General features: G+C 49.0%; 8 protein-coding genes. 4 read left to right on the top strand and 4 right to left on the bottom strand.

Annotated features, from left to right (window positions below; translation table 11 throughout):
• Positions 1-276 precede the first annotated feature (276 nt).
• Positions 277-1,734: an ATP-binding protein gene (locus HWQ67_RS06175; RefSeq protein ID WP_218251799.1), complete on the top strand. Its 1,458-nt coding sequence runs from the start codon at positions 277-279 to the stop codon at positions 1,732-1,734.
• Between the two features lie 126 nt (positions 1,735-1,860).
• Here HWQ67_RS06175 and HWQ67_RS06170 read toward each other — a convergent pair whose 3' ends face one another.
• Genes HWQ67_RS06170 through hpt form a run of 3 tightly spaced genes read right to left on the bottom strand, consistent with a single transcriptional unit; the run spans position 1,861 to position 4,130 of the window.
• Positions 1,861-3,198, bottom strand: a complete 1,338-nt coding sequence (locus HWQ67_RS06170) for a TldD/PmbA family protein (RefSeq protein ID WP_218251796.1) — start codon at positions 3,196-3,198, stop codon at positions 1,861-1,863.
• Positions 3,188-3,559 carry a 6-carboxytetrahydropterin synthase QueD gene (gene queD / locus HWQ67_RS06165; RefSeq protein WP_218251795.1) on the bottom strand — a complete coding sequence of 124 codons (372 nt, stop codon included), beginning with the start codon at positions 3,557-3,559 and terminating at the stop codon, positions 3,188-3,190. Before queD ends, HWQ67_RS06170 begins: the two co-directional genes overlap by 11 nt.
• A 49-nt stretch (positions 3,560-3,608) precedes the next feature.
• Complete coding sequence (hpt, locus tag HWQ67_RS06160) at positions 3,609-4,130, bottom strand: hypoxanthine phosphoribosyltransferase (protein WP_218251794.1); 522 nt, start codon at positions 4,128-4,130, stop codon at positions 3,609-3,611.
• 336 nt (positions 4,131-4,466) lie between these two features.
• On the opposite strand from hpt, the gene HWQ67_RS06155 reads away from it, so the two are divergent.
• The 3 genes from HWQ67_RS06155 to HWQ67_RS06145 all read left to right on the top strand — a co-directional run bounded on the left by HWQ67_RS06155 (position 4,467) and on the right by HWQ67_RS06145 (position 8,354).
• Positions 4,467-5,879, top strand: coding sequence for a sigma-70 family RNA polymerase sigma factor (locus HWQ67_RS06155; RefSeq protein ID WP_218251793.1), 1,413 nt, complete (start codon positions 4,467-4,469; stop codon positions 5,877-5,879).
• 188 nt (positions 5,880-6,067) lie between these two features.
• Complete coding sequence (gene pilB, locus HWQ67_RS06150) at positions 6,068-7,834, top strand: type IV-A pilus assembly ATPase PilB (protein WP_218251792.1); 1,767 nt, start codon at positions 6,068-6,070, stop codon at positions 7,832-7,834.
• Between the two features lie 49 nt (positions 7,835-7,883).
• Entirely contained in the window at positions 7,884-8,354 is a 471-nt protein-coding gene (locus HWQ67_RS06145; protein WP_218251791.1) for a cyclic nucleotide-binding domain-containing protein, read from the top strand.
• Positions 8,355-8,726: 372 nt separating this feature from the next.
• On the opposite strand, the gene HWQ67_RS06140 is transcribed toward HWQ67_RS06145, so the two are convergent.
• The gene (locus tag HWQ67_RS06140) at positions 8,727-11,327 is read right to left on the bottom strand and encodes an FG-GAP-like repeat-containing protein (RefSeq protein ID WP_218251790.1); all 2,601 of its coding nucleotides are present in this window, start codon (positions 11,325-11,327) and stop codon (positions 8,727-8,729) included.
• Positions 11,328-12,031: the final 704 nt, after the last annotated feature.

The following is a 12,031-nucleotide window of genomic DNA, read 5'->3' as shown; positions in this document are numbered from 1 at the left end:
ATTCTCCACAAAGAATGGCTTTATTGGCAGGATTGCATTCTTAGCTTAACACCTATGGGCTCCGCCCCCCTTCAGAACCCCCCGCAAGGGGACCAGTCCCCTTGACCCCATAAGGTTGGTGATGTTATACATGTTTATGCTCCCTTACTTACTACCATGCTTTTTTAAGAGGATACGATTCTTATTTGATGGGTAACTTGAAAAAACGGAACAATTTGTTGTAACATATTGATATCAAATGGTATTCTTATTTGATGGCTATTTGACGGCAGGCATATGAAAGACACTGAACTGACATTACTATTGGAAAGCTTAATAGGTGAAGGCGGGGAATGTGAGTGGCTGGAGTTCAAGCTCAACTTCCACTCACCGGAAGAGATCGGGGAAACGCTCTCTGCCCTTTCCAATAGGGCATGTGTAAATGAGCAACCTTTCGGCTACATGGTGTTTGGCATTAACGACACCGGCCATCTCATAGAAGGTACCACTTTCAAACCAAATACACATAAGGTAAAGAAAGATGAACTGGTGCATTGGTTACTCCAGCGACTTAATCCTCGCTTAGATATAAGCATCTATGAATTTGACTACGACGGCAAACACATTGCCATCTTTAAAATACCCGCAACATTCAACCAGCCTGTTGAGTTTATGCACGAGGCCTATATCAGGATAGGCAGCACAAACAGGAAACTACGCGAGTTCCCCGAAATAGCACGTAAAATATGGAACAAGGCGCCAGAGAAGCCATTTGAAAGAGAAATAGCCTTATACGGCTTAGATGCCGCTGCAGTGGACAATTTCTTAGATACCCACCGTTACTTTGAGCTGATGCGGTTACCTTATCCCAGCACAAGGAAGGCAGTTATTGAACGGTTTATAAAAGAAAGATTCATCGCAAAGACCAAAGACACTGAGAGACATTTTGCTATCACTAATCTTGGCGCTATCCTTTTTGCCAGGAACCTCAATGAGTTTCCCAACCTCCCCAGGGAGTCCCTGAGGGTGATTGTATATGAGGGCAAGGGCAAGCTAAAGACCCTCAAGGATCACCCCGAAATAAGAGGTTACGCAGTGGTATTTGAAAAGGTGGTGGATTATATCAACGATCAACTGCCGCAAAATGAAGAGATATATAAAGCAGTGCGAGAGACGGTAAGGATGTATCCGGTAGAGGCCATTCGGGAGCTGGTGGCTAATGCCATTATTCACCAGGATTTCAGGAAAAAGGGGACACCGTTTGTTGAGATATATTCCGACAGAATAGAGTTCTCTAACCCAGGTCTCCCCATGATCAGCCCAGAGAGATTTATAGATGACTACAAGTCAAGGAACGATGAGTTGGCAGGTGTTATGCGCAGGCTTGGAATTTGTGAGGAAAAAGGAAGCGGTATTGACAAGGTAATAACGAGTTGTGAGGCATATCAACTCCCTGCACCTGCTTTTTTTATACAAGAGAGACATACAAAGGTTATTATGTATGCCCATAAGTCTTTCACTGCAATGGACAAGAAGGATAAGGTCAGGGCGTGTTATCAGCATTGCTGCCTTAAGCATGTCACAAATGAAAAGATGACTAATCAGACCCTGCGTGAGAGATTTAAAATAGCGTCTCACAACTCAGCAAGTGCATCGAGGATCATAAAGGACACCGTCGCCGAGAAGCTAATCAAGGAAGAAGACCCCAACGGTAAGTCAAGAAAGTACATAAGTTACATACCTTTTTGGGCGTAACTGAGGTCAGGCAGGCGTAATTACGGGGTCAAGGGGTCCGTGACCCCTTGCAGGGGGTTCTGAAGGGGCCAGGTGCGACCTGGAGCGGCAAAGAAGCGGAGCCGCCCCTTTCTTTGCTTTTTCTTTTTACCCGCTGATGTCTACGTCTTTTACGAGTAGCGCCGGGGCACCGATGTTGCCATAGAAGCAGAGGTCGTCGCCGAGGGCCTCGATGTTTTTGAGCAGTGTGATGAGGTTGCCCGAGATAACGGCTTCCTTGATGGGGTGTGAGATGCGGCCGTTTTCTATCCACAGGCCGCTTGCGCCAATTGAGAAGTCGCCGGAGATGCGGTTGGCCGTATGCACGCCCATCACGTCGGTGATAAGCAGCCCCTTGCCCATGAGTTCGATGAGCCTGTCTGTGGGGTATACGGACGCCGTTGAGGCAGGTTCTATACAGAGATTGGAGATACCCACTGACGGCAGCCCCGATATCCCACCCTTGGCGGCATTGCCCGTGGAATTGGTGTTTGATTTTTTTGCGGTATACGTATTGTACAAAAAGCCGTTGAGTATGCCGTTGCTTACGAGGTCGTTACGTTGAGAGGGGACGCCCTCGGCATCGAAGGGCCTGGTGCCCGTTTTGCCCGGCAACAGGGCGTTGTCAACGATGTGGATGGCGTTTGAGGCGATCTGCTGCCCCACCTTTGATGCAAGCAGGGACTTGCCCTTCTGCACGTTGTCCGAAGACAGCGACGAGGCAATGATCTCCAGGAACTCCGCAGCGATGGAGCTCTCCAGTATGACGGATGATTTCACAGCGGCAATGCCCCTTGCCCCAAGTAGCTTGACCGCCCTGTCAGCGGCACTGGTACCAATGCGTTGAGCTGATACGGCACGGAGGTACCTGTCCACTTCAAACCCCCAACCCATCTGACTCTGCCCCTCTCCTTCGGCCAGGACGGTTGCCGAGGCACTAAATGAGGTACCCGTGTAACTGCCCCACAACCCCTGGGTGTTGGCAATCAACACCTCGTTGACCGAAAAGCCGGCCATCGCCTTTCTGACCTTCCTGATGCGCGGGTCAAAGGCCATTGCCGCCCGTTCCACTTCCATTGCCGTCTCTATGATGTATGCCTCACTGGCCCCTGCCACGTCTTGGTCATAGATATCCACCTGTTGGTATGAGGCACCTCCTGGGGGATAGTCCGTAAAGGGGTCCGGCTCTGTCCACTTTGAAATCTCAAGAGCCTTGTCTGTGACCTCCCTCCACATGTGGAAGTCGTTTGAGTAACACAAGCCCTGTCTGAGGCCGTTGAGTACGCGCACCGAAAATCCTGCCACATCCGCACGCTGCAATGCCTCCACCTGGCCATCCTTTGCCTCGGCATTGATGCTGCGCGAACTGACGCAAAACACCTCCCCTCTGAGGCCATTTAACGACGATATATACCCGATTATCTTATCTGCAATCTCAGTCTTCATAATAAGTAGCCGATGCCGTCTCAGACTCCCACACCGTCACTGCGGCAAGTCGCACGTCGTCCCCGGGCAGTTTCTTCTTGAGCGAATCGTAAATCCACTTGGCAATGTTTTCAGAAGACGGGTTTATCTCCGTAAACGGGAAGACGTCATTGAGGTATGCGTGGTCCAGTTGCTCGACAACCTCCTTTGCGTATCGCTTGATATCATGGAAATCCATCGCTATATCTATATCGTTAAGGTCATCGGCCTGCACATGTACCTGTACCTTAAAGTTGTGCCCGTGCAGGTTCTCACACTTGCCCTTGTAACCCCTCAACTGATGAGCGGCTGAAAAGGTCGCCTCGATCATTAGCTCGTACATGTTGCCTCTCTATGTGTATTTTTAGATTTGTATATGTTCAGATTTTCTTTCAGGTCGCCTTCTTTAGCGTAGATATGTAGGGAAGGTTTCTGAACTGGTCGTTATAGTCTACGCCGTAGCCTATGACAAACTCATCGGGTATCTCAAAGCCCACGTAATCAACGGCAACATCCACGGTCCTGCGTGACTTCTTATCAAGAAATGCACATATCTTAAGCGATGCAGGCCCCCTCTGCAACAACATATCTCTGAGGTAATGCAGCGTGATACCGGTGTCTATAATGTCCTCCACCAGGAGGATGTCCTTGCCCTCTATGGGCTGACGGATATCGTAGTGAACAAACACATTGCCGGTTGTCTGCGTGTCTACGTAGCTGGAAGCGATTATAAAGTCCATTGCCAGAGGACCATTCAACTGTCGTATTAGGTCAGCAAAAAACACGCAGGCTCCCTTGAGTATCCCTACGGCCAAAAAGCTCTTACCCTTGTAATCGGCATTTATTGCCTTGCCCAGCTCGTGTACCCTGACCCTTATCTGCTCTTCGGTAAATAACGGCTTACCAACTACCATAGCTGACACTCCTTATTTTAATTATGATAAAAGATAACTCTGCTTAATTTAATATTACAACAGTTCCTTGATGAATTTCAAGCCAGGAAAAAAAAAGAAGGGGGCGGCGCTGCCCCCCCTCAGACCCCCCTGCAAGGGGGCCAGCCCCCTTGACCCCTTCTTTAGCTTACAGGTATTTTTAGTGAGAACCGCTGCCCGCCGGAAAAAAGACTTGCAAAAAATTTGTTGCCAATGCTATCATGATAAGTTGTGCTTATTATAATAAAGACAGGAGATATTTTTTGTGCGTTGGTGTAGATGAATGTTAAGTAAGTTGGGAGATACGGGAGACAAAAGATGAAAGAAAGGGATATTTTTGAAGAGATAATCAATATAGGCAAGAAACGAGGCACGCTTACCTATGATGAGATTAATGACGCCTTGCCCTCGGAGTTCTTTTCACCTGATGAGATAGAAGACCTGATGGACCTCCTGCAGGACATGGGCGTCAAGGTAGTTGATCAAGAGAGGGCTGCTGCCATACTTGAGACCGAGGAGGATGTTGAAGGTTATGAAAAGACGGAAGACCTCGTTCAAGCCTACTTCCATTCGATGGGAGATATCTCTATCCTGAGCAAGGACGAGGAGACGGAGCTTGCAAAGACCCTCGAGGACGGCAGGGAAATAATAAAGGATATCGTGATATCTTTACCGCTTTTTAAGAGATTACTGGCCGGTCTTGACCTCAGCGATGACACCCTGGTTGAGGAGGAAAAGGTTGAGGAGGCGTTAAAGCTAACCTTGGAACGCATTGAGGAGTTGATCGATACCGTTAGGAGCATAGATACGAAGATTGCCAAGTATGGGACGATAAGGGATGTTAAACGCATTATAAACCTCAAGCAGTTTGCCTCAACGGCCACAAAGAACACGGGCAACATGTTACGAGATGCGATATCTGAGCACAAGAACATAGAGTCTGAGTTAGGCATCAAGGTTGAAGACCTCAAGAAGCACTGGGAGCGAGTGGCAAAGGCAAAAGAGCTGGTTGTAAAGGCAAAGGATGAGCTGATAACGAGAAACCTCCGTCTTGTAGTCAACATTGCAAAGAACTATGTAGGTCGAGGTCTGCCGCTTCTTGATCTCATCCAGGAGGGCAATATCGGTCTGATGAAGGCGGTGGATAAGTTCAAGTACGAAAAGGGTTTCAAGTTCAGCACCTATGCCACGTGGTGGATCAGGCAGGCCATAACCCGCGCCCTCATAGACCAGACAAAGACCATACGGGTGCCCGTGCATATGATGGAGTTCTACAATCGAGTGACGAAGGTTTCCCGTGAAATCACCCAGCAACTGGGCAGGGAGCCTACCAATGAGGAGATAGCCCAACGCCTTGATGTTGCGGTACGGAAGGTGGAGGAGGTCTTTAGGGCCATACAGGACCCCATTGCACTGCAAACCCCCGTGGGGGATGAGGACACGGAACTGGAAGACTTTATCGGCGACAAGAACAGCCCTTCGCCGTTTACGGATGCCGAAAAGAGCGAGGCCTCCGAGTACGTCCAGAAGGTACTCAGGACCCTGTCGGCCAAAGAGGAAAAGGTCATCAGGATGAGATTTGGCATAGGCGTTGACAGAGACCACACCCTGGAAGAGGTTGGCCGTCATCTCTCCATTACACGGGAGCGTGTCAGGCAGATCGAGGCAAAGGCCCTGCGCAAGCTCAAGCATCCAAGCAGGTTAAGGGCGCTGAAAATCCTGACCTCTTAAGAACACACCTCTTCTATGCCCAAGGCAAAAGCATTTGACCGAAAGAAAAGAAAGGGGCGTTTTAGAGAATAACGGTACTTTATCGATATGCCCTCAGGACTTCTTTAAAGAGTCAGGGGGCAGGGTATTGGTGGTGACTTAGAGATTATTTATGGGTTAACAACACTTTGTAACAAAAAGGAGAGAGTATGGCAACAGGTTCTGTATCAGTCCTTGGTGAATTATTGGTACGAAGCGGGCTGGTAGAAGAAAAGCAAGTAAAGGAGGCCTTTGAGGTATCAAAGAAGGAGGGTAAGAGGTTGGGTTCCGTGCTTGTAAAGATGGGGTTTGTCAAGGAAGATGCCCTTGCAACCTTTTTCAGCAAGCAGTATAAAATCCCCTTGATCGACATGTCTCAATACCAGATAGACACCGAACTGGTAAAAAAGATACCATTTGAGCGTGCAAAGCGAAACATCCTGATCCCCATTACAATGGAGGGGGATGCCTTGCGGATTGCCATTGCCGATCCCACCAACAATCCCGCCATAGAGGACATTAAGTTTATAACAAGGATGAAGGTGGCAGTGCATGTGGCTACGGAGTCTGCCATCATGAAGGCAATAGAGGCGTATTATCCCAAGACGGAGCAACTGAAGGCAGCCGCAACCGCAACGCCGGCAAAATCAACGGAGAAGACCTCGTTGGATATGTCGGAGATTGATAAGATCATCAAAAAGACGACATCCAATGTTGCCGTTGTTGAACAAAAAGAGGAGAAGATATCATTGGCGGATGCCGGGGCAGCCCCTATAATCCAACTGGTAAATGCAATCCTGATGAATGCCATAAATGACAGAGCCAGCGATATTCACATAGAGCCACGAGAGAAGGAGATTCACGTAAGGTATCGGATAGACGGTGTGTTAAAGCAGGCGTTTCCGCCTTTTCCTGAACATATAAAGAATCCCCTGGTGTCACGAATTAAGATAATGTCCCGTCTGGATATATCCGAGCGGCGTATCCCCCAGGATGGCAGGATCAAGATCAAGTTTGGTGAAAACAGTGAGATAGACTTCCGGGTTTCGACCCTGCCGTTGCAGTTTGGCGAAAAGGTGGTTATGAGAATCCTTGACAAGTCAAATCTGAACTTGGATTTAAGTATCCTGGGATTTGACGAAACACAGCTCAACGACTTTGTCGAGGCCATAGAGAAGCCCTACGGTATGGTGCTGGTTACCGGTCCTACTGGTAGCGGTAAGACGACGACCCTGTATTCGGGCCTTTCACACCTGAATAAGCCGGGCGTTAATATCATGACGGCAGAGGACCCCGTGGAATACAACCTGGCAGGGATCAATCAGGTACAGGTCAAACCGGAGGTGGGTCTGACGTTTGCCGCGGCGTTGAGGTCGTTTTTACGACAGGACCCCGATATCATTCTGGTTGGTGAGATCAGAGACCAGGAAACAGCTGAAATAGGTGTAAAGGCCGCCTTGACGGGTCACCTTGTCCTGAGCACCCTGCACACCAACGATGCCCCGGCCACGATCACGAGACTCTTAAACATAGGGATCGAACCGTTTCTGGTATCCTCTTCGGTTATCCTGGTAATAGCCCAGAGGTTGGCAAGGAGGATATGCAAGGACTGTGAGAAGATTGAACAAAAAGTATCGGAACAGGTGCTTTTAAAGGCAGGAGTTGCCCCCGAGGAAATTGCCGGTTTCAAGTGCTACGTAGGTAAAGGATGCGACTCTTGCAATAATACCGGCTACAAGGGCAGATTGGCTATGCACGAGGTAATGCCAATGCGCGCTGATCTGAAAGAGGTTATTCTCAACGGCGGCACTGCCGAGTCTATAAAGCGAGAGGCTGTCAGATTGGGTATGCGCACACTCAGGCAGAGCGGCTTATACAGGGTCAAACAGGGAATGACCACCATTGATGAAGTATTCAGAAGCACGTTTGGAGATTAACGTGATTGAAAAAACTAAAAGTTCTATGTCTGATACAAGGAGATGAGTTATGACTAAACTTACGACATTGCTTGAAGAACTCTCTGACGATGACATACAGTGGTTGCTGTCAGTAGGGGTTGAGGAACGTGTAGAGCCTGGCGCTGTGGTTATAAGCGAAGGAGAGTACATAGGTTCAATTTACATGGTCTTAGAGGGCACCCTGGGCGTATATATATCCGTCAACGCCCCACGGCTGTTAAACACGGTAGGTGCCGGGGAAATACTGGGAGAGATGTCTTATCTGGAGGACAAGCCTACGGCGGCCACTGTCATTGCCCTGGAAAATGTTGTGCTACTTAACATCTCAAGGGAAGCCCTTGATAACAAAATGTATGACGAACCTGATTTCGGCAGACGCTTTTACAAGGGAATTGGAATATTTATGTCACGGAGGTTGCGACAAGTCAATACCCGTATGGATTATATACTGGAGACCCTGGAACTAGCAAAGAGATGGCCACTTGAAGACATTCCATAGGGTGTTGCCGCTACCACTGAGACCCTGCAAATGAGTTGTGCCTTTAACTTGACAATGTCATATTACAATCTCTGCAATTAAAGATATCTGAACCACGATTTAAGGTATACTGAATAATTGAGTGTGAAATAATGGGGCAAGGGGACTTCTTGTAGCCTGGGCGGTGCTAAAAAATCGTGCCTCACCCCTCCCCTTGAGGATAGATTCAAGCTCTTTTCAGCCGCGGAGGGAGAGGGAATGGTCAAATCCAAGGTCATTGAAGGGCTGGAGATAGACGTCAGGGACGTATTTGTAGACTTCTCTTTCGAGTGACAGACTTAAAAATACAGGGGAGGGAGTGTCCATGTCCCCTCCCCTGACCTTGCTCTGACCCTACTGAAAGTACCAATTGCCTGACAGCGCATTTGACAGTACACCACGCGATGCAATGGAGACGCCATCCATAAACCATACAACGACCTCATTGGTTTCAACGTGCTGCCAGACCACGTCGTCCTTACCATCGCCGTTGTAGTCGCCCACGGCCCTGAACATCCACTTGGCAGGCAGCCCGAAGACGACAATGTTGCTGTCCAGTGTTATCTTTGCGCCATCCATCAGCCACATAAAGATAGTGCCGGTGCTGTTGTGCTGTAGCAGGATATCGGCCTTGCCATCACCGTTGAAGTCCCCGGTCTTCAGTATACTCCAGCCGTTCTGATTAGCCATAAGAAGCCCGTAAATAACGTAATCACTGGAGACTATCCGCATGCCATCCATAAACCATATGACGGCATCACCGGAGTTATTTACCAGTAAGACATCGTCCTTGCCGTCGCCATTGAAATCGGCCACTGTCTTGATCTGCCACTGCGATGGCAGCGCAGCACTCACCAAACCAACGCTGGAGATCGTCTTACCATCCATCAGCCACATGACAACATCCCCGTTACTGATACTTTGCCACAAGATGTCCGTTTTGCCATCGCCGTTAAGGTCCCCTGTACCTTTGATTTGCCATCGCCCTGCGGTGCCGGTAGAGACGGAGGCCTTGGACGATATATTATTACCATACATGAACCAGAGACTAAGGGCACCAGTGCCGGTATGTTGCCACAGGATATCGGCCTTGCCATCGTAATCGAAATCACCCACCCCCATAATATCCCATTGCGACGGCACCGCCTGTGCCGCATAATGGGAGCTATGAGTCAGACCATTGACAAGCCATATGACCACATCGTTTGTCCAAACATTGGTAAAGAGCAGGTCGCTCTTTTTATCGCCGTTAAAGTCGTATGTTACCGAACGTATCTTATCGCACTGCACCGTAACGCTCTTGGTGGTTGTCATTGTTACGTTGCATTGGGTTGAACTGGATGAGTCACAGTTTGTCCACGCCACAAAAGACGAAAGTATACCGGGTGCGGCGATAAGGGTAACCAGCGTGTTGAGCGGATAATCGGCCTCTCCGACGTTGCCGTTCCAGGTAAGCGGCCCCTGTGAATCCGTGATAGAGCAGTCCCCCGTACCGGTCTTTGTCACCGTAAGATGATATGTTGTTGTCTGTCCAATCTGTGTGACCTTAAAGGTTTGCCCCGCTATGGTAATGGTGCCAGTGCGGGTGCTGGTGGTCGTGTTTTGCGAAACGGAGTAGCCCACCGTTCCATTGCCATCGCCGGGGGTGCCGGAGGTAACCGTTATCCATCCGTCGTTGCTGACGGCCTTCCACATGCAACCACTTGGCCCCATTACGCTTACGCTGTCACTGACCGATGCCTGGTTAAACTGCGCACTCGTAGGAACAATCGTGAAATTACCCACACAGGACAGACCAAATGTTGCCGTAACCGTATGGGCGGTCTGAACGTTACTTATCGTATAGACGTTGTTTATTACCTGCGTGGTAACATCAGAGGCATTGTCCGTTAGGTTTGACAATGAATAGTTGCCGCCAGGGACAATCACACACGTTGATACTCCGCCTGCATTAATGGGCGATGTACAGGTAATCGTCCCATATCCGCCGTTTACAACACCCGTGATGGTATAGGTTGAAGGACTGGTTGGCTGGGTAAACTTTGCAATGCGATTATTGCCGGTATCGGTAACATAGACATTGCCCCATTTGTCCGTCGCTACCCCCTGGGGTCCACTTAAACTAGCGGTCCCGGAGGGATTGCCGATTGTGGCCAGGGAAGTGCCAACTGCACTCAGCTTCTGAACTCTGTTATTGCCACTTTCTGCAGCAAAGATTTTTCCATGTGTGTCTGTTGTTAAGCCGGCCACCCCATAAAATTGACCACCCATGGCACCATAAGAGCCCCACCTATCCTTAAACGTACCGTATGAGTCATAAACCAGAACTTGACTAAGATTCCAATCGGAGACATATACGTTTCCGGCAGGATCTACCGCTATTCCCTTGGGAAAGACCCCCGAACCGGCGGTTCCTTGCGCCAGAACGGACCATTTCGCCAAAAAAACGCCATTGGAGTTAAACTTCTGTACGCGGGCATTACCAAACTCGGCAACGTAGACATTGCCTGATGCATCAACCGCAATGCCCGTAGGGAGATCAAACTGACCATTGCCGGTTCCCTTACTACCCCATTGCTTTATATAGGCTCCACTGCTGCTAAACTTCTGTATGCGGTTATTGCTACTGTCAGTGACATAGACGTTACCGGAAAAGTCTGACGCAATTGCATAGGGGGCGTTGAACTGGCCATTGTTGGTGCCCTTACTACCCCACTTCGTTAAAAACGTGCCGTTGTTAGCAAACTTCTGTATGCGGTTATTCCCCGAGTCGGCTACATATATATTACCCACATCATCTGCCGCAACTGAATACGGCAAATAAAATTGACCATCTGCCGTACCCAAGGTACCCCAGCTCGTCACAAAATCATACGTCTCCGTAGTTGCATACGCTACGCCTGTGAGAACCAATAACGCCGAAATCACCAACACCCTCAAAGCATTCTTACCCATTGACAAACTACCTCCGTTTCGCACACAACGATATTTATTCTCATGCCTAAAAAGCATGTCCTCCGTAATCCAAAGGATTACCTCTATAAACAATAGTATAATGCATGGCAGATGGAAAAATATGTCACCCGGACGACAATTTTGTAAGTTGGAAGGATTTTTTTTTTGATATTTATGGGGTCAAGGGGGACTTCTTCGTGCCCGGGGCAGGTGCGACTTTCAGCCAGGGGGACTGAGCCGGGGGGCACTGACCCCTTGCCAATCCCCCTGCTGCGACAAGATTGCGGCTCGCCCCTCCCCTTGCAGAGGATTCTGAAGGGGCCAGGTGCGACTTTTATGCCTGGGGCGGGTGCGACTTTCAGCCAGGGGCACTGAGCGGGGGGTTGCTAACCCCTTGCCAACCCCCCGCTGCGGCAAAATCGTGGCCCACCCCCTGGAGCGTCAATAAGCCATAGCCCCTTTCTTTCTTCCTTACTTCCTTACTTCTGGATATCATCACAGGATTTTTTACAGCAAGAAAAAATGTCGATCACTCGTATCCTCTTTATATTTAATGGTAACTATGCTTTTACGCATCCTGGATTACTGGTCAAGCCAGACAATGACACACTTGGAAAACGCCTGTAACTGTCATTCCTGCGAAAGCAGGAATCCATGTCTTTAAACCGTAAAAATAATTTTACCACGTTTTTTTAAGAGGATAC

The organism is Candidatus Magnetobacterium casense, from assembly GCF_019173545.1.
GTDB classification, from domain to species: domain Bacteria; phylum Nitrospirota; class Thermodesulfovibrionia; order Thermodesulfovibrionales; family Magnetobacteriaceae; genus Magnetobacterium; species Magnetobacterium cryptolimnobacter.
The sequence above is the reverse complement of the archived record's forward strand: the minus strand, read 5'-3'. Positions and strand labels throughout refer to the sequence as shown.